General features: G+C 71.3%; 16 protein-coding genes. 6 read left to right on the top strand and 10 right to left on the bottom strand.

Features of this window, described 5'->3' with window-relative positions; translation table 11 throughout:
• From ACFOSY_RS15290 to ACFOSY_RS15280, 3 genes are all read right to left on the bottom strand, one after another.
• A partial coding sequence (locus ACFOSY_RS15290) for a DEAD/DEAH box helicase (protein ID WP_394307369.1) occupies window positions 1-2,218 on the bottom strand: 2,218 nt, incomplete at its 3' end.
• 127 nt (window positions 2,219-2,345) lie between these two features.
• Window positions 2,346-2,774, bottom strand: a complete 429-nt coding sequence (locus ACFOSY_RS15285; RefSeq protein ID WP_394307345.1) for a nuclear transport factor 2 family protein — start codon at window positions 2,772-2,774, stop codon at window positions 2,346-2,348.
• A 166-nt stretch (window positions 2,775-2,940) separates the two neighbouring features.
• On the bottom strand, window positions 2,941-3,840 hold the full coding sequence (locus ACFOSY_RS15280) for a LysR family transcriptional regulator (RefSeq protein ID WP_394307344.1): 900 nt from the start codon (window positions 3,838-3,840) through the stop codon (window positions 2,941-2,943).
• 185 nt (window positions 3,841-4,025) lie between these two features.
• Between ACFOSY_RS15280 and ACFOSY_RS15275 the strand changes: the two genes are divergently transcribed.
• Window positions 4,026-4,793 (top strand): enoyl-CoA hydratase/isomerase family protein, encoded by a 768-nt coding sequence (locus ACFOSY_RS15275; protein WP_394307343.1) that lies wholly within the window; start codon window positions 4,026-4,028, stop codon window positions 4,791-4,793.
• A 184-nt stretch (window positions 4,794-4,977) separates the two neighbouring features.
• Here the strand turns inward: ACFOSY_RS15275 and ACFOSY_RS15270 are convergent, their stop codons facing one another.
• Together ACFOSY_RS15270 and ACFOSY_RS15265 are read right to left on the bottom strand one after the other, a co-directional pair.
• Window positions 4,978-6,429, bottom strand: a complete 1,452-nt coding sequence (locus ACFOSY_RS15270) for an MFS transporter (protein WP_394307342.1) — start codon at window positions 6,427-6,429, stop codon at window positions 4,978-4,980.
• 97 nt (window positions 6,430-6,526) lie between these two features.
• Entirely contained in the window at window positions 6,527-6,940 is a 414-nt protein-coding gene (locus ACFOSY_RS15265) for a DUF3291 domain-containing protein (RefSeq protein WP_394307341.1), read from the bottom strand.
• A 117-nt stretch (window positions 6,941-7,057) separates the two neighbouring features.
• Here ACFOSY_RS15265 and ACFOSY_RS15260 point away from each other — a divergent pair, with 117 nt between their 5' ends.
• The 3 genes from ACFOSY_RS15260 (at window position 7,058) to ACFOSY_RS15250 (ending at window position 9,835) form a co-directional block, all read left to right on the top strand.
• Window positions 7,058-7,723, top strand: a complete 666-nt coding sequence (locus ACFOSY_RS15260; RefSeq protein ID WP_394307340.1) for a MerR family transcriptional regulator — start codon at window positions 7,058-7,060, stop codon at window positions 7,721-7,723.
• A gap of 117 nt (window positions 7,724-7,840) precedes the next feature.
• Entirely contained in the window at window positions 7,841-8,305 is a 465-nt protein-coding gene (locus ACFOSY_RS15255) for a DUF488 domain-containing protein (protein WP_394307368.1), read from the top strand.
• Between the two features lie 171 nt (window positions 8,306-8,476).
• A complete protein-coding gene (locus tag ACFOSY_RS15250) occupies window positions 8,477-9,835 on the top strand; it encodes an NAD(P)/FAD-dependent oxidoreductase (RefSeq protein WP_394307339.1) in 1,359 nt (452 codons plus the stop codon).
• 80 nt (window positions 9,836-9,915) lie between these two features.
• Here ACFOSY_RS15250 and ACFOSY_RS15245 read toward each other — a convergent pair whose 3' ends face one another.
• The 3 genes from ACFOSY_RS15245 to qcrB form a co-directional block, all read right to left on the bottom strand.
• Window positions 9,916-12,780 (bottom strand): helix-turn-helix transcriptional regulator, encoded by a 2,865-nt coding sequence (locus ACFOSY_RS15245; RefSeq protein WP_394307338.1) that lies wholly within the window; start codon window positions 12,778-12,780, stop codon window positions 9,916-9,918.
• 154 nt (window positions 12,781-12,934) lie between these two features.
• Window positions 12,935-13,396 (bottom strand): MarR family winged helix-turn-helix transcriptional regulator, encoded by a 462-nt coding sequence (locus ACFOSY_RS15240; protein ID WP_394307337.1) that lies wholly within the window; start codon window positions 13,394-13,396, stop codon window positions 12,935-12,937.
• A gap of 81 nt (window positions 13,397-13,477) precedes the next feature.
• A complete protein-coding gene (gene qcrB / locus ACFOSY_RS15235; protein ID WP_394307336.1) occupies window positions 13,478-15,088 on the bottom strand; it encodes a cytochrome bc1 complex cytochrome b subunit in 1,611 nt (536 codons plus the stop codon).
• 362 nt (window positions 15,089-15,450) lie between these two features.
• Between qcrB and ACFOSY_RS15230 the strand changes: the two genes are divergently transcribed.
• Window positions 15,451-16,122 carry a sigma-70 family RNA polymerase sigma factor gene (locus ACFOSY_RS15230; protein ID WP_394307335.1) on the top strand — a complete coding sequence of 224 codons (672 nt, stop codon included), beginning with the start codon at window positions 15,451-15,453 and terminating at the stop codon, window positions 16,120-16,122.
• 114 nt (window positions 16,123-16,236) lie between these two features.
• On the opposite strand, the gene ACFOSY_RS15225 is transcribed toward ACFOSY_RS15230, so the two are convergent.
• Window positions 16,237-16,857 (bottom strand): TetR/AcrR family transcriptional regulator, encoded by a 621-nt coding sequence (locus ACFOSY_RS15225; protein WP_394307334.1) that lies wholly within the window; start codon window positions 16,855-16,857, stop codon window positions 16,237-16,239.
• 162 nt (window positions 16,858-17,019) lie between these two features.
• Here ACFOSY_RS15225 and ACFOSY_RS15220 point away from each other — a divergent pair, with 162 nt between their 5' ends.
• Complete coding sequence (locus ACFOSY_RS15220) at window positions 17,020-17,757, top strand: SDR family NAD(P)-dependent oxidoreductase (protein WP_394307333.1); 738 nt, start codon at window positions 17,020-17,022, stop codon at window positions 17,755-17,757.
• 92 nt (window positions 17,758-17,849) lie between these two features.
• Here the strand turns inward: ACFOSY_RS15220 and ACFOSY_RS15215 are convergent, their stop codons facing one another.
• Entirely contained in the window at window positions 17,850-18,191 is a 342-nt protein-coding gene (locus tag ACFOSY_RS15215) for a hypothetical protein (RefSeq protein WP_394307332.1), read from the bottom strand.
• Window positions 18,192-18,281 lie beyond the last annotated feature (90 nt).

Genomic DNA, 18,281 nt, shown 5'->3' with positions numbered 1-18,281 from the left:
TGAGCGGCAGTTCAGGCACAATACCCGGATCACTCTTACGGCGGCGCAGCACAAACGGCCGCACCAACCCCACCAGGACGCAGACGGCATGCTGCCCGCCCTCGCCCTCCGCCGCGAGGTGCCGCTCGGCCTCGACCGGCGCGATCCAGCGTCTGCGGAACGCCCCGTGGGTGCCCAGGAGCCCGGGCGTGGTCCAGTCCAGGACAGCCCACAGTTCGGAGAGGTTGTTCTCCACCGGAGTGCCCGTCAGCGCGATGCGGGCGCGGGCGCCGATCAGCCGCAGGGCCTTGGCGGTGGAGGAGTGGGGGTTCTTCACGTGCTGGGCCTCGTCGGCGACGACCAGGCCCCAGCGGTGCGCGCCGAGCCGGGCGGCGTCCAGCCGCATGGTGCCGTACGTGGTCAGAACGAAGCCCTCGCCGGCGCCGTCCAGGGTGCGGCCGGGGCCGTGGAAACGGCGGACCGGGGTGCCCGGCGCGAAACGGCCCACCTCACGCTCCCAGTTGCCCAGCAGCGACGCGGGACAGACCACCAGAGTAGGACCGCGGTCCTCGGCACGTTCCTGGCGCAGCAGGTGCAGCGAGATCAGCTGAATCGTCTTGCCCAGGCCCATGTCGTCGGCGAGGCAGCCGCCCAGGCCGAGGGACGTCATCCGGTCCATCCAGCGCAGGCCCCGCAGCTGGTAGTCGCGCAGCGTGGCGGTCAGACGGGCGGGCTGCTCCACCGGCCCCTCACCGCCGTCGGGGTCGGCGAGAGCGCGGCGCAGGGCGTCCAGCCAGGCGCTGGGCGCCACCCGAACCCGTTCGCCGCCGATGTCGGTGTGGCCGGTCAGGGCGACGGCGAGCGCCTCGATCGCGGTAAGCGGCGGCAACCGCCGCTCACGCGCCTTACGGGCAACACCCGCGTCGATGAGAACCCAGCGGCCACGCAGCCACACCACCGCCCCGCCCCCGGCAACCACCGCCGCCTCCCGGTCGGTCAGCGGATCACCGTCCAGCTCCAGACACCAGCGCAGCTCAACGGTGCCGTCCCCACCGAAAAACGACCGCAGGTCCGCGGGCGGCACCCGGCCGCCGCCCACCACCGCGCAGACCCTGAGCGCCCCGGCGGACGTCTCGGGCCAGGTCACGTCGATGCCGTGCCCCGCCAGCCGGCCCGCGGCCCCGCCCAGCAGCTCCCGCAGTTCCTCGTCGGTCAGGTCCAGGGCGGCGGGCACGGGCAGCAGGCGTTCCAGCGGCTGCCACACGCTCGCGGCGCGGCGCACGGCGAGCACCATGTCGGCCTGGGCACGCGGGCCCAGAGCATGGTCGACGCGCGCGAACAGCTCGTCCGCGTCCAGGGACAGGGTGGGGTCGGCCAGGCTGTGAGCGCGGGGCACCAGACGCGGGCGGGGCGGACCGGGCGGCGGCGCGTCCTGCGGCCCGGCGGGGGCATCGGGCGCGGCGGGGGCATCGGGGGCGTCGGACGCGTCGGGGACGTCGGTCAGCTCGACGCGCAGGGACATCCTCACGCCCGAGTCGAGTCCGGCGGACATCTCCTCCGCCCACGCGCGCAGCTGCGGCACGTACTGGGGTGCGGTCGCGGCGAACGCCGCCCGCCCGGTGGCCAGTTCCGCCGCAGGAGTACGCGGGAGGGTGTCGGCGACCGCGTCCAGCAGCGCCCTCACGAGGACCGCCGGATCGGTGCCCGCAACGGCGACGGCCTCACCAGGAGCCGCGTCGGCGAGGGCGCGGACGCGCGCGATGTCACCGGCGTCGAACGGCCCGGCCCGCCAGGTGTCGTAACCGGCCGGAGAGACGCCAGGGAGGAGGCGCTCGCGGGCGATCAGATGCAGGGCCAGCGCGGTGACGGCCCCCCAGAAGACGGCGGCACGGTGAGGGGCAGGCTCGGCCGGGCTGGGAGGCGCGGCGGACACGGCACTCCCGGCCGCAGCAAGCGGCGCGGACGCCACCGGTGCCGTCGCCGCGCGGCGGGCATGCAGGAAAACGGGCAGGGCCCGGGCCAAGGTCAGGCGCACGACCGGCACCGTCCGCACGGCGAAACCGTCACCGTCGGGAACCACGAGGTCCCCCTCACCGGACTCACCGCCCGGCACCACGGGCAGAACGCCGCCCGCGGGATCCCAGAAGACCATCCGGCCCATACGCGCCGGATCCCCCGGTTCGAACACAGCCGCGCACCCCGCCAGCCGCGCCGCCTGCCCCGGCGTCACCCACTCCATACGTCCCGACAACTCTCTCCCCCGATGCCCTGATTCCGGCCTGCGCGAGCGCGACTCCACCGATGATGTTCCCTGACCGCGACACAACGCCCGCCGCCACGTGCCCGGAGCAGCGCCATCCCCCCGGTCAGAGGTTGTCGCCCCAGCCGCTCTGGATCATGGTCTGGAAGGCCCAGGCGCCGTCCCTGCGCACCAGCACGTCGGCATAGTCGGTTTCGTAGGACTGGCCGCCGGTGGTGACGGTGGAACGGGTGAAGACCACCGCCATCGAGGCCGAGAGGAAGACCGGCGTACGAGTGTTACGGAACGTGACCTCCTGGCTGCCGTCACCCATCACCTGCGTCATCGTGTCGACGAACCGGCGCCGGTCCCACTGGGCCGACCTGCCGTTGCCCGCCGAGTCGTCACTGACCAGGTTGAGCGGGAACACCGCCTGGTCCGCCATACGTTCGATGTCGCGCTCGGTGCACAGCGCGTCGTACTCCTCGAACCAGGCGTCCAGGCTCGCACGGTCCTCGGCGGTGGGGATGTAACCGGTCTGGGGCGGCAAAGTCACACAGAACTCCCGAGCGAGACGATCCGACTGTTCAAATTTGACTACACGCCACCCTAGACCGAACCCGGCCGTCCGCCAAAGATCCGGGCGGGAATGTGGGACAGGCCACTTCGATCTACGCGCGGCAGGTCGCCAAGGCCCCAGCGGGGGCGTCCGCAGGCGGGCGTCAACCTGCGGCGTGCTCCTCCAGAGCGGCCACCAAGTGACCCAGGTCGCGACGGTGCGAGCCGGCGTTCCACACGGCCCAGGTACGCCGGACAACGGGATGCCCGACCAGAGGAAACCAGGCGACGGAGTCGGGCAGAGGCTGGGACCAGCCTGGGGGTGCCAGGGTGAAGGCACGCCCGGCGCTGACGGAGGCGAGTTTGACCTCGGCGATCAGGGGCTGTCCGTCGGGGACCTCCGGGCCCGGGTCGATACCGTGACTGCGCAGGATGGCGGTGAGTTCGTCGTACCAGGCGGGGCTGCCGGAACGGGGGAAACCGACCCAGGCGAGTGCGTTCAGCGCGTCCAGCCGGATGCCGTCGGGGCCGGCCAGCTCCGCGGCACGCTCGGCCGCGAGCAGAACGCCCAGGCGCTCCTCGACGACCAGCATCGCATCGAGCTCCTGCCCCTGGGGGCGCTCGCGCAGCAGGCCCAGCTCGAGATCGCCTCGGCGCAGTTCCGCGACTTGCGCCGAGGTGGAGAGGTGCCGGACCTGGACCCGTGTGCCGGGATGGGCGGCGGACAGTTCGAGCAGTGCCTTGGACAGCAGGTCGGCGGGCAGCTCCAGGGGAACGCCGATCCGGAGCGTGGTCGCGCTCTGCCCGGTGCGCGCGGCCATGACCGCGATCGCCTGGTCGTAGCGGGCAAGGACGGCACGGGCTTCCGCGAGCAGCACCAGGCCGGTCTCCGTGGCCTGCACGCCCGTGGAGGAGCGGATCAGCAGTCGCTGGCCGAATTCGCGTTCGAGGGCGTTCATCGTCTGGGACAAGGCGGGCTGGCTGATGTGCAGCCGTCGTGCCGCAGCCGACAGGCCGCCTTCCTCCACCACTGAGACGAACGCGCGCATCGCTCGGATGTCCATCCTTGTATCCCATCACGAGCCGCGAGCGGCGGGTCGTGCGTGCGCAGGCCCCGTACGGCGCCATCACCCATGCTTATGGCGGCTCTCGGCAAGCCCTCTGGCCAGGCGCTATGCGTGCCGCCGCGGCAGGAGTTGAGTGGGGTACGAGGCGGAGCGACCGCCCGAGTCCACTTCAGGAGATTTCCGTGTCCCAGCAGATCCCGTCCTACTTCACCGCGTTCAAGAACCTGGCGATGAGCCGCACGGAGTCGGGCGTGCTCACGTTGCGTTTCCACACCGACGACGGTCCGGCCACCTTCACCGGCGAGACGCACACCGACTTCCCTCGTGCCCTCTACGAGATCGGTGAGGACCGTGACAACCGGGTCCTGGTGCTGACCGGCACCGGCGACCGGTTCATGACCGACATCGACGGCGCCAGCCTGGGCGACATCACCAAGCCCGCCCAGTGGGACCGGACCGTCGCCGAGGGGCGCCGCGTCCTCCAGCGCCTGGTCGACCTGGAGATGCCCGTCATCGCCGCGGTCAATGGTCCCGCCTCCGTCCACAGCGAGTACGCCCTGCTGGCGGACGTCGTCATCGCCGCCGACACGACCGTCTTCTCCGACTTTCCTCACCTGACCTTCGGCATCGTCCCCGGCGACGGCATCCAGATCGCCTGGGAGGAGGCCCTGGGCGTCAACCGGGCCCGCTACCTGACCCTGACCCAGGGCTCCTTCACCGCCGAGCAGGCCGAGCGATGGGGCGCGGTGGCCGAGGTACTCCCGCTGGAGGAGGTCCTGCCCCGCGCCCAGCAGCTCGCCGAAGATCTGGCCGCGAAGCCGCAGCTGCTCACCCGCTACCTCGCCGTCACCCTGCGCCAGCGCATCAGCCGCCGCATGGCCGAAGGCCTTCCGCTCGGCATGGCTCTCGAAGGACTCACGGCTGCTGACCTCGCCCACCAGCAGCAGTGAGCGAGGGGTGACGACCCCCTCCCCCACCGGCGCGGCCGGCAGCCTGCTCGTCCGGCTCGAGGCCCGCCACACGGGCTCCCGTCGCCTGGCCGACACGGTGTGCTCCGTGTCCGAGAGGTGAACCAGCGCGCGACGGCGCGCGAAGGGAGCATCGAGCCTCGCACGGCCTCGGCCTGGCGTTCGCTCAGGCCGGGGTCGGCGTCCTGTCGTGGGTGAGGGCCGTGGGTTCCGGGGCCGGGGTGTGGGTGGGGCGGGGGATGGCGAGGGCGCACAGGGCGCCGGCGAGGACGACGGCGACGCCCGTCCACACGGCGGGGCGCAGGCCGTCGACGAACTGCTCAGGGCCGGCGTGGTCGCTGCCGTAGCGCAGGAAGACCGTGCTCAGCACGGCGATGCCCAGCGCGCCTCCGATCTCGCGGACGGTGGTGTTGGCGCCGGACGCCTTGCCGTGGTGTTCCCGGGCGACCGACCCGAGGACGACGGCGGCCGTGGGCGCGAAGGCGAAGCCCATGCCCGCCCCGGCGATCACCATGCCGCCGACCAGCCGGGAGTAAGGGGTGTCCGGGCCGGCCGCGAGGGCGAGCCAGGCCAGTCCGGCGGCCTGGAGGAACAGGCCGAGCGCCATCAGCCGTCCGCCGCCCACCCGGTCGGTGAGCGCGCCGGCCAGCGGGGCGACGAACATCGGCATCAGCGTCCAGGCCAGGGTGAGGACACCGGCGTGCAGCGGGCTGCGTTCCGGGGCGACCTGGAGATATTGAGCGAGCAGGAAGATCGACCCGAAGACGCCGAAGTACATCGCCACGGACACGACGTTGGACAGGACGAACGGCCGGATCCGGTAGAGGGACAGTGGGAGCAGCGGCTGCCGGGCCCGGCGTTCCCACAGGACGAACGCGGTCAGCAGCGCGGCACCGGCGGCGAATGTGCCGAGGACCGTGCGGGAGGTCCAGCCGTCCGACTCCCCGTGCACGATCGCCCACACGACCGCGACCAATCCGCAGGTGGCCAGGGCCATGCCGAGCAGGTCGATGCGGGTGCCGGGCAGGCTGCTCTCGCGCAGCACCGCCCGGGCGAGCGGAACGGCGACCAGGCCGACGGGCACGTTGATCCAGAAGATCCACTGCCAGCCCAGGCCGTCGGCGACCGCGCCGCCCACGACCGGTCCGAGGGCGACGGCCAGACCGCTGATCGCGGACCACAGGCCGAGGGCCAGGCTGCGCAGCCGGTCGGGCACCGCCTGCGCCAGCAGCGTCAGGGACAGGGGCATCACGGCGGCGGCGCCGACGCCCTGGGCGGCCCGGCCGGCGATGAGCTCACCGCTGGTGTCGGCGAAGGCGCAGGCCAGCGAGGCGAGGGTGAAGGCGGCGATGCCCCAGACGAACAGGCGCCGCCTGCCGAAGCGGTCGCCGAGAGCGGCGCCGGTCAGCAGCAGGCAGGCGAAGCTGAGGACGTAGGCGTTGACGAACCACTGGAGGTCGGTGGTGTCGGCCCGGAACTCGGCGGCGAAGGTGCGCAGCGCCGTGGAGACGACCAGGTTGTCCAGAGCGACCATGAACATGGGGAGGCTGCACGCGACGATCGACAGCCACAACGGCGGGCGGCGGCGCTCGGCCGCGCTGAGCGATGCGGTACTCAAGAGGACTCCTCAGGAAGACGGGACTCGGTGCAGCCTTTGTGAAGAGGATCGTCCGGCCCGGAGCGGGGGTGCCCCGGGCCGGAGATCACGTCAGGGCTCAGGCGTCGCCCGCCGCGTCGGCGCGCGCCTGCTCCTCCAGACGGCGCCTGGCGTCGTCCCACGTGACGGGCAGCCCGGTGACGTCGACCTCCCAGAAGGTGAAGGTGGAGGAGCGCATCGTCGAGCGCAGCGACGTCATGATGCCGCGGTGCGGTTCGGTCCTGGCGTACGCGTAGAGGGCGTCGCGATCCTGCCAGGCGGACAGCGTGTAGAAGACACGCCGGGCAGGCTGCGCGATGAGTGAGGCGCCGTAGGCGCCGGGGGCCGAGCGGACCTGTTTCCACGCGGCCAGGGAGCGGAGGAAGAAGCGCGGCACGTCCTTGAGCGTCCGCACTTCGAAGCGGGACGCCATGACGAACGCCGTGCCGTGCGACGGGGGCGGATTCGGGACGGTCCAGGGAAGTGTGGGCACCAGTCGTCCTCGCCTTCTAGAGTGGTGAGTGGCACTATCCACTATAGGCGTCAATGGACAGTGGCACTAGCCGTTATCTGACAAACAGCGACAACAGGACGAGCAGGAAGCGGGCCGATGCGTATCTCCGAGCTGAGCCGCCGCAGCGGGGTCTCCATCCCCACGATCAAGTACTACCTGCGGGACGGTCTGCTGCCCGCCGGCCGCGCCACCGCCGCCAACCAGGCCGACTACGACGAGGATCATGTACGCCGGCTGCGGCTGATCCGCTCCCTGATCGGGGTCCGCGGACTGTCCGTGAGCGCCACCAAGGACGTACTGGCCGCGGTCGACGAACAGCAGGGCGACATGCATCTCCTGCTCGGGCTGGTGCTCGGGGCGCTGCCCGTCGAACGGTCCGGCCGACCGCCGCGCAGTGACGGGGCAGGGGAACCGGCCGGCGCCGGGACCGGCCCGGGGGACGCCGCCGGGGATGTCGCCGCGCTGACCGCCGAGATGGGCTGGAAGACGTCCCCGAACCCGCCCGCAGCACAGGTGGTCACCGAGACGCTGGAGACACTGCGGGCGCTCGGGATGGACTACGACTGGCGCTCGCTCCTCCCGTACGCCGAACTCGCCGACCAGGCGGCGCGACTCGACCTCGACCAGCTGGAGGACGCCGGTGACCCGCTGCAGCAGGCCGAACGGGCCATCCTGCTGACCGTGCTGCTGGAGCCCGCACTGCTGGCCCTGCGGCGGCTCGCGCAGGAACACCACTCCGCGCTGCGCTTCGGCAACGATTGACACGGCCACCCGCGCCGACCCGGCACCGGCCGCCACAGCAGGCGTAACACGGAGATGTCATGACGAACCGCGTGCACGATCGGGCATTCGACCCGCACCTTCGACGAGGTGCTGTCGATGCTGCGGAACCATGAGATCACCCACCTGGTGGATGTCCGTTCCTATCCGGCATCGCGCAAGTTCCCGCAGTGGAACCAGGACGCGATCGTCGAGGCTCTGCCGCCAGCCATCCACTATCGATGGATCCGGGAGCTGGGCGGCAGGCGGCACACCCCCAAGGGCGTCGAAAGCGTCAACACGGCGTGGCGGGTGAAGGCGTTCCGCGACTATGCCGATCACATGACGAGCGACGAGTTCGCGGAGGGGCTGGGTGAACTTCTCGATCTCTCCGCACACGGTCGGCCGGTCATCATGTGCAGTGAGGCCGTACCGTGGCGCTGCCACCGTCGGCTGATCACCGACGCGCTGATTGTCGCCGGTGCCGACGTCGTGCACATCATGTCCGCGACGGTGACGAAACCGGCCTCCTTGAACGAGAGCGCAGCCGTTCACGACGGTCGTGTCACCTATCCCGCGACCTGAGATGCGGAGTCCGTCGCGGCCGTCAGGACTCGGCGGGGACCCCCGCAGCATTTCTCGGCTCAGTTGACCGGGTGGAGCCACGGGCCGTGACAGGCGCGGGCGGCCGGCGTGTCGTGTCACGGACCTGAGGGCTGCGCGGTCATGAGGGTAGGCCGAGAAGTAGAGGACATCATGCGTGAGATTGTGATCGTCGGTGGTGGTTATGCGGGCTTCTACACGGCGTGGGGCCTGGAGAAGAAGCTGCGCCCGGGTGAGGCACGGGTGACGGTGGTCGACCCCCGCCCGTACATGACGTACCAGCCGTTCCTGCCGGAGGTGGCCGCCGGATCGGTCGAGGCCCGGCATGCCGCCGTGTCGCTGCGCCGCCATCTGCGGCGCACGCAGCTGATCGCCGGTCGCGTGACCGACATCCGGCACGCGGACCGGGCGGTGACCGTCCGGCCGGCCGACGGGCCCGAGCGCACCTTGTCCTACGACATTCTGGTGGTCACCGCCGGCGCCGTGACCCGGACGTTCCCGGTGCCGGGGGTCGCGCAGGAGGCGATCGGGCTCAAGCACGTCGAGGAGGCGGTGGCCGTACGCGACCGGCTGATGACCGCCTTGGACCAGGCCGCCGCCCTTCCCCCGGGGCCCGAGCGCCGCAAGCTGCTGACCGTCACGTTCGTCGGCGGCGGCTTCTCCGGCGTCGAGGGCTTCGGCGAACTGCTGTCACTGGGCACCGCGTTGCTCAAGAGGTACCCGGAGCTGAGCTTCGAGAAGCTGTCCTTCCACCTCGTAGAGGCCCGTGACCGCATCCTGCCCGAGGTCAGCGACGGTCCCGGCGCCTGGGTCGTGCGTTCCCTGCGGCGTCGGGGTGCGCAGGTGCATCTGGGGACCCAGCTGGTGTCCGCGCGGGGCGGGCACGTGGTGCTCTCCTCGGGTGAGGAGTTCGACTCCGGATTGATCGTGTGGACGGCGGGCAACGCCTCCAACCCGGTCGTACGGAACCACACGGACCTGCCGGTCGACGCACGCGGACTGCTCATGGTGCGTGCGGATCTGCGCGTGGGCACCGACAGTGAGCCCACGCCGGACGTGTGGGCCGCCGGGGACGACGCTTCCGTGCCCGACCTGGCCTCCCCCGTTCCGGGGGCGCGGACCGTGCCCAACGCCCAGCATGCCGTCCGCCAGGGCAAGCTTCTGGCGCGCAACATCGTGGCGAGTCTGCGTGGCGGGCGGATACGCGACTACCGGCACAGCAGCCTGGGTGTGGTGGCGACCCTGGGGCTGGGCCGCGGCATCTTCCAGTACAAGGGCATCGTCGTCAAAGGGCTGCCCGCCTGGCTCATGCACCGTGGCTACCACGTGCTCGCCATACCGACCTGGGAGCGCAAGGTGCGCGTGCTGGCCGTCTGGGTGACGGCGGCCGTGTTCGGACGGGACCTCGTCTCCCTCGCGTCGGTGCAGCATCCCAGGGACGCGTTCGTCACCGGCGACCGATCTCAGTACCCCGCGGCGGAACTGCCGGTGAGCGGTTCGGAAGCAGCCTGACCCTTGTGTCGGCGCGCACCGTCGTCCATGGCGGTGCGCGCCCCGGCGCGGCGTGGTGCGACGGTGCGTGGCACAGCTGTTCACCGTGGTCCGGGAGTTCCGGCTGAGCGGGAGGGCCTGTGGGAGCGGTCCGATGCGGTCCGTCCTTCGCGGCGTGTCCTGCCGTCGGCGCCCGGCGCGCCGGCGAGTGCGTCCGGCAGCGCGCGGCGCGAGTTGATGCCGAGTTTGGTGTACACCTTCCGCAGATGCCACTCCACGGTGTGCGGGCTGATGAACAGCTCGGCACCGATCCGGGCGTTGGTCATGCCGTCCGCGGCGAGCGTCGCGATCTGCGACTCCTGCGGTGTCAGTGCGCCGGCCGGCGTGGTCGTGCGTGTCCTGACGTGCTCGCCGGTGGCGGTCAGTTCGCGGCGGGCCCGCTCGGCGAACGCCGCGGCGCGCATGCCGTCGAACATGTCGAAGGCTGTACGCAGGTGTTCTCGCGCCTGTGCGGGCCGGCGGTTGCGGCGGAGCCACTCGCCGTACAGCAGATGTGTGCGGGCCACTTCCACGGTGACGCCGCCACGGCCGAACTCCTCGACGGCGGTGCGGTAGAGGGCGTCGGCTTCGTCGTCCTCGGCGAGGAGGGCACGGCTGCGGGCGCGGGCGCCGGCGGCCCACCCGGAGTCGGTGGCACGGGTGAGGTCGAGCAGCCGGGCGAGCGAGGAGCGAGCTTGGTCGGATTTGCCGCACCGGGTGGCGGCCTCGATGTGTTCCACCAGCGACAGGCCGGTGAAGTTGAATCCGTCGTGCTCGATGGCCGATTGGGCGGCCGCGAGGGCCTCGTCGTACCGGGCGAGTCCGTTGAACAGCACGCCCTGGATGTAGCCCATGGCCCCCAGGAGGGAGACCTCGCCGCGTTGCAGCGCGCTGGTGCGGGCGCCTTCGACGATGTGGGCGGCCGCGTCCGCGTCACCCCGCCACGCTGCCAGAACGAGCGAGGCGTACGTGTGGGGTGCGTGTCCGGTCGCGGCGGCGATCGCGTCGGCCTCGTCGATCATCCGGGCGGCCTCGGCGAAGTCTCCGTAGTGGATGTGGACTCCCCCGGCGTAGATCAGTGCCGGGGGAAGCTCGCCGAGCGCCCCGATGTCGCGTGCCAGACGCACGGCGCGGGTCGCCAGGGTGTCCCAGGCGTGCAGGTCCCAGGCGTAGTGGATGAACGTCTCCAGGGCGACGGGGACCAGGAGCAACCAGCGCATCGTGGCCTCGCGGGTGGGCAGTTCCTCCTGGGCGAGGAGGTCCAGGGCCCGGCGCAGGGCCGAAAGGCCGCTCTCGTGGCCTTCGGTGAGGATCGCCGCCACCCCGTCGAGGAGGAGGTCCGCTGCTTCGGAGCCCGAAGGCGGGGCCCCGGAGGCGCGGGCCGCGGCGGCCGCGGCGCGGGCGCCTGTCGGGCCGTGAACCGTGCCGGCGAAGATGGCCGCGTTGATCGCTCCGAGGTAGGTCTCCCGCGCCAGGGGCGAGCCGGCGGCGGCGAACTGTGCGGCGGCCTCGAGGAGGAGCGGCGCGGCCTCGTCGCTGCGGCTGCGGGCGAAGAGGATCCGTGCCCGCAGCCGGGCCAGGCGCGCACGGTCCAGGTTGCTGAGGGGGCACAGCTCGGCGAGTGTCGCCTGCTCCGTGGCCCGGTCGGGGTCGGCGGCCGAGAAGTGCGCCTCGGCAGCGGCGACCGCCCGGCGCCCGCGAAACCAGGGGTCCGGTGTCAGCTGGGCGGCGCGCTCCAGGAGCACTGCCTCGGCGGCGATGCCGCCGCGCTGCCGCGCGCGGTCGGCGGCCCGTTCCAGACCGGCGGCGACGTCTTCGTCCGGGCCGGAGGCGGCCTGGGCGGCGTGCCAGGCACGGCGGTCGGGGTCCAGGTCCGGGTCCGTGGCCGCGGCCAGTGCCCGGTGCACCGCCCGGCGCTCCTCGATGTCGGCCTGGTGGTAGACCGCGGAGCGCACCAGGGGGTGACGGAAGCGCAGGAATCCGCAGAGGTCGATCAGCCCGGCCGTTCGGGCCGGAGTGGCGTCGGGGGTGATGCCGAGGGAGGCGGACGCGCGCGTCAGCAGACCGGCGTCACCGACCGGTTCCGCGGCGGCGATCAGGAGCAGGGTGCGGGTCGGTTGTGGCAATGAGGTGAGCCGCTCGGCGAAGTCCCGTTCGAGGCGGCTCGACACCGTTGCCCGAGTGTCCGGAGTCGTGGACGAGTCCAGACCGTAGGCGAGTTCGGCGGCTGTGCGTCCGCGCGAGAACTCGAGCAGCGCGAGGGGGTTTCCGTGCATCTCGGCCACGAAGCGGTCCCGGACCTGTCTGTCCAGGCGTCCGCTGACGGTGGCTTCGAGGAGCTGCGCCGCCGAGGCGGCGTCGAGGCCGCCGATCCGCGTCTCCGGCAGATTGGTGAGCACGCCCTCGCCCTCGGGATCCCGCACGGCGAAGACCATCGCGACGGCCTCGGCGAGCAGTCGTCGGGCCACGAACTCCAAAGTCTGCAGTGATATTTGATCCAGCCATTGGGCGTCGTCGACCACGACGAGCACGGGACGGTTCTCCGACGCCCTGGTGAGCAGGGTCAGCACGGCCAGCCCGACCAGGAAGCGGTCCGGAGGGTCTCCGGCGGCCGTCCCGAACGCCACGCGCAGCGCGTCGCGTTGCGGCACCGGAAGCTCGTCCACCTGGGCGAGGAACGGTGCGCACAGTTGGTGCAGGCTCGCGTAGGGCAGCTCCATGTCCGCTTCGACGCCTTGCGTCCGGGTGACCGTCATGTGCGACGCGCGGGCGGCCGCGTATTCCAGCAGTACGGACTTCCCTATGCCGGCTTCGCCGCGGAAGACGCGTACACGGGACTCACCGGCGCGGGGAGCGGCCAGGAGCTCGTCGAGCACCGCGCACTCCGGGTACCGGCCGACCAGGTCGGGAAGTTCACTTTCGATCATGGGACGCGGCTCCTGTCGGGCAGCATGGGTGCGTGAGGGGTATGTGCATGTGCGTGCACAGGCCTGTTCGCCCGACTGACCGGGACCCGGGGGACTTTGTGACAGGAGGATTCGGCAACGGGACGCGGGTGGTCCGATGCGGGATGGTTCCGCGTCAGCCCGATGTGCCGGTGTCGCGGGATTCGCCGTGGAGGTAGCGCAGGAGGTACTCGTCGACGGCGCCCTCGGCGTCCAGCCGGCTCACGGCGTCCGTGACGGCGCGGTGCAGGACCGAGGTGCCGGCCAGCACAGTCGCGTGGGCGGCACCGGTCAGTTCGATCTCGACGCTGCGACGGTCCGCCGGGGACGTGCGCAGGGTGATGAGGCCCTGGACCTCCAGCCGCGCGACGAGGCGGCTGGTCGCGGACGGGCTCAACCCGACGGCGACGGCGAGTTCGCCGAGGTGGAGGGGTCCCTTGTCGGTCCACGTCCCTCGCCGCAGCACGCTCAGCGCGCAGAACTCCCTTGCCCCCAGCCCTACGTACCGGCGGAGGTCCTGCTCGATCCGGGCCTCGATCCTTCTGTGGACGCCGGCCATCGCGCTCCACCGCTCGACCATCACCGGATCGTCACTCACCCGCGGACCGCCTTCTCCTCATGGACGTCTGCCGCACCCGGGGCCGGCCAACGCCCGTGCGATGTGGACACCGTCGTCGCTTCAGCGAATCTGACCGGGCGGGTGGTCCCCGTGTGACACCTCTTCCGGTGTGGCTTTGCGTATCTGCGTGCCCTCCCCGTACAGGCCCCGGCTGAGCCTGGCCCGCAGTTTGGTGGCGACGGTGGCACGGTTGTCGTCGTCGATCGTGAGGGGTTCGTACTGCTCGTGGGCGGTGAGCACGTGCAGCCGTTCAGGGCTGAGCGGCTCGTGGATCTCGACGAACTCGCCGTGCGGCAGCCGCTTGATGACGCCCGTCTCGCGCCCGTGGAGCACCTCGTCGCGGTCGCGCCGTTGCAGAGCGAGCGCCCATCGCTTCGTGAGGACGAACACGACGGCGGGCACCACGAACAGTCCGACACGGACGGCCCAGGTCACCGCGTTGACGGAGACGTGGAGGCGCAGGGCGATGATGTCGTTCGCGGCGCCGACGAGGGCCACGGTGTAGAAGCTGAGCCATGCGGCGCCCAGGGCGGTGCGCACCGGCCGGTTCCGCGGGCGGTCGAGAACGTGGTGCGATCGCCGGTCGCCCGTGACCCACGCTTCGAGGAACGGGTACGCGCCCAGCGCCAGGAAGAGGCCCGCGCCCACGAGGAGCGGTACGAGGTTGTCCAGTGCCAGCGTGTGTCCCCAGGCCGTGACCTCCCATCCCGGCATGACGCGCAGCAGACCGTCGAGAACGCCCATGTACCAGTCGGGCTGGGAACCGGCGGAGACCTGGTCGGGCCGGTAGGGGCCGTACTGCCAGATGGGGTTGATCTGCGCGATCGCGGCGAGGACGAAGACGGTGCCTGACACGAGGAAGAGGTAGCCGGCCGACTTGACCAGGCGCACCCCGAGCGGCAGCCCCACGACGTTGGTCTCGGTCCGTCCCGGTCCCGGGTACTGCGCGGGCCTTTCCCGCCGGGACAGGGCCCAGTGGAACACCATCAGCGCCACCATGACCGCGGGGATGAGCAGCACGTGCAGGGTGTGGAACCGGGCGATCAGGTCGTCGCCCGGGTACTCCCCTCCGGAGAGGAACATCGACAGGTAGGTGCCGACGATCGGCACCGAGAGCAGCGTGCCGTTGACGACGGCGAGGCCGGTGCCTGACAGAAGGTCGTCGGGGAGGTCGTAGCCGGTCAGTCCGGCGAACATGGCGAGGATCAGCAGCAGGAAGGCGACCACCCAGTTCAGCTCGCGTGGCTTGCGGAACGCGCCCGTGAAGAAGACCCGCATCACGTACATGAGAAGCCCCGCCACGAAGATCAGCGCGGCCCAGTGGTGTGCCTGCCGGATCAGCAGTCCGCCTCTGACCTCGAAGGAGATGTCCATCGTGGAGTCGAATGCCGCCGACACGAGCCGGCCCCGCAGCGGGCCGTAGCTGCCGTCGTAGATCACCTGCTCCGAGGAGGGGTGGAAGAAGAAGGTGAGGTAGACGCCCGTGAGGACGATGACGAGGAAGCTGTAGAGGCAGATCTCTCCCAGCATGAGGGACCAGTGATCCGGGAATGCCCGGCGCAGTACGGCCTTCGTGCGGCCCGGAGTGGCCAGGCGGACGCCGGCCTCTCGCGCCGGCTGCTCTCCTCCGGTGCGCGGACGTGCCTGGGTCGGCTGGTTGTCGTTGCCCATGTTCCTCACTCGCTCCTGCCCCGCGGGCAGTGCACCGGCTGATCGGCGTGACCGCACCGCGTTCGCGTTCCATGAGGTAGACCGCCTGGGGCGTCCTGTTGTGACACCGTGTGCCACTTCGCGGCTTTTGGCGCCGTCGGCGCCTCGGACGTTGCTGCCCGGTTTCTCCGTCCGTCGCTGAGTGCGGGCGGGTGTGAGGGCGGGCGTTCTCCCCCTGCCCCCGTGGTCCGTGGCCACGGATGCACCGGGGTGTCACCACGCACTGGCCACGCACTGTCAAGGGCGCGGCGGTCCACCGCTCGGCGTGAGTGTGAAGGCACCAGCCGTTCGGACCGCTGTCCCGCTGACGGAGGAGAGCCACCGTGAACACCAGTCTCGTCGAATCAGGGTTTCCGCCCATGGAGCAGGCCGGTTCGGTGGCTCCGGACATCACCGGGCTGGACGACGCCGCTTCCGTGTTCGTCCGCGCCCGGCCCTCCCTGCTGCACATCGCCCATCGCATCGTCGGAAGCCCGGCGGACGCCGAGGACGTCGTGCAGGAGGCCTGGGTGCGGCTGCAAGGTACCGACCGCGCGGCTGTGCATCATCCGGCCGCTCTGCTGCGGACGATCACGGCCCGGCTGGCTATCAATGTGACGCAGTCGGCCCGCAAGCGGCGGGAGTTCTCCGCCAGTCCCTCGCTTCCCGATCCGGTGGACGGTCGTGCGACCCCGGAGGCGGTCGTCGAGCAGCGTGACGCCGTCGACGATGCCGTCGCACTGCTGCTGGCGACCCTCACCCCCAACCAGCGGGCGGCCTATCTGCTGCGGGAAGGTTTCGGCTACTCCTACGACCGCATAGCCGCTCTTCTCCAGCTCAGCGTCGTCAACGCACGTCAGCAGGTGTTCCGGGCCCAGCGGCGGCTCGACAGCGGGGGCCGGCGGCAGGAGGTGGACGCCGTCGCCCATCGCCGTCTGGTGCAGGCGTTCCTCGGGGCGGCGCGCACCGGCGACCTGGCCTCCCTGGAACACGTGCTGCTGGAGGACATGTGCTGAGGGACGTCCGGTGAGGGGCTGTCGGCCGGTGGTGCACGCCCGCGCCGAGCGCGGCGGTGGAGGGTCGGCCACTCGCTCAGGGGTGGCTACTGTCGGCCACTCGCTCAGGGGCGTCTACTCGCTCAAGGGCGCCGGGGGCGGGTGGGGCAGAGGGGTGGCGGCGGGGTTGCACAGTCCGTCGAGAGCGAGGGCCAGGTAGCGGCGCCAGGCCTGCGGATCCTGCTCGAGCAGGGGAAGCGCCGTCTGGTGGATGCCGCCCAGCAGCAGCACGATGTCGGTGCCGGTGATGTCACCGCGGACGGCGCCCTGCTCCTTCGCGCGCGCGGTGAGAACGTCCACGGCCTCGCAGAGCCGGTTGATCGCGCCACGGACTTCCGCGTGCTGAAGCGAGGGCCGGCCGATGACTTCGCAGAAGGCCCGGTCCGCGGCGAGCACCTCGACGCCCTCGGTCATGAACTGACGCAGGGCCGCCACGGGGTCGTCCGCCGTCCGGAGCCGGTCCGCGGCGGCGACGAGACCGTCGACCAGTTGCAGGGTGATCGCCGCGAGCAAGTGGTTCTTGGACGGGAAGTGCCGGAACACCGTCCCTTTGGCGATGCCGGCTCGCTGCGCGATCTCACCCATGGAGACCTCGACCCCGCGTTCGGCAAAGGCCTCGGTCGCGGCGGCGAGCAGCTGGCGTCGATTGCGGATCATGTCCGCTCGCGCGCCGGGCGCGGTCGCTCTGTCGGTCATGGCACCTCCCGTGATCCCGGAGCCTAACAGCAAGATGACCGCTCGGTCATTTTCAGTGCTACGCTCCGAACATGACCGGCCGGTCACTTTCGGTCCGGACCCGGGACTCCCCTGCCGCCGCGCATCCACCGGGACACGGCGGCGCCTTCATCTGGAGAACTCATGAACCATCCCCTGAAGGACCAGGTCGCCCTGGTCACCGGCGCTTCCTCGGGTATCGGCCGGGCGACGGCGCTCGCCCTGTCGAAGGCCGGCGCCACAGTGGCCCTTGCCGCCCGCAGGACCGACCGGCTCGAGGAGCTGGCCGCGCAGGCGCCCGGCGAGATGCTCGTCCTGGAGACCGACGTCGCCGACCACCAGCAGGTGCGGGAGGCGGTCGCGCGCACCGTCGAACGCTTCGGAGCGCTGGACGTCCTGGTGAACAATGCCGGCCTGATGCTCAACAGCCCCATCCACGGCGCGGACATCACCGAGTGGACCCGCATGGTCGGCACGAACCTGCTCGGGTCGATGTACACGGTCCACGCCGCACTGCCGCACCTGCTCGCATCCAAGGGGACCGTCGTCCAGATCTCCTCCACCGCGGGACGCACCGCCTCCGCCACCAGTGGGGTGTACGCGGCCACCAAGTCCGGCATCAACGCCTTCTCCGAGGCGCTGCGCCAGGAGGTCACCGAACAGGGCGTTCGCGTCGTGGTCGTCGAGCCCGGCTTCGTCTCGACCGAACTGACCACGCACATCACCGAACCCGCCATCCAGGCCATGGCCAAGGACATGGCAGCCGCCATGCGCACCCTCGACCCCGAGGACATCGCCGAGGCGGTGCTCTACGCGGTCTCCCAGCCGGCGCACGTCGCCGTCAACGAGATACTCGTCCGCCCGACCGATCAGGCGCGCTGATCACGGCCCGGCCCGGCCGTCGCCGGGCCGGGCCGGTGTGGTCGGCGAGGGGTCGGCATCGGGTGTGTCGCTGCCGGCGGGCGAATCCGCACTCACCGCAGGAGGCACACCGCGATCACGGCGCTCGCGATCACGGCCAAGGTGATCACCGTCATGCCTATCAGCGTTCCGCGCAGCCACCGTCCGAAGCGGACGCGGTGCTGATCCTCCATCGCGCCGATGCTGTCGGCGATGTGATCGGTCACCATCCGCGCCACGTACCGCTGTTCGCCGAGATACCACGTCTCGAGCTCAGCTTTCTGCTCGGCGCTGAAGTCGTCGGCCCGGGCCATGAAACTGGCAAGGCGCTGACGGGCCGCACTGAGGTGGGCTTCCCGGTACAGGTACGCCTCGATGTCGGCCAGGCCACGGGCCGTCTGCTTGTCGGTGTCCATCGTGTGCTCCAGATTCGGGAGGGACGGCCACGCGCGTCCCCAGGATTCCCAGGAAGTGCGCCTTGGCGGCCGTTCGCCGGGAACGGCCGC

The organism is Streptomyces lusitanus, assembly GCF_042647945.1.
Lineage (GTDB): Bacteria > Actinomycetota > Actinomycetes > Streptomycetales > Streptomycetaceae > Streptomyces > Streptomyces pseudogriseolus.
The sequence above is the reverse complement of the archived record's forward strand: the minus strand, read 5'-3'. Positions and strand labels throughout refer to the sequence as shown.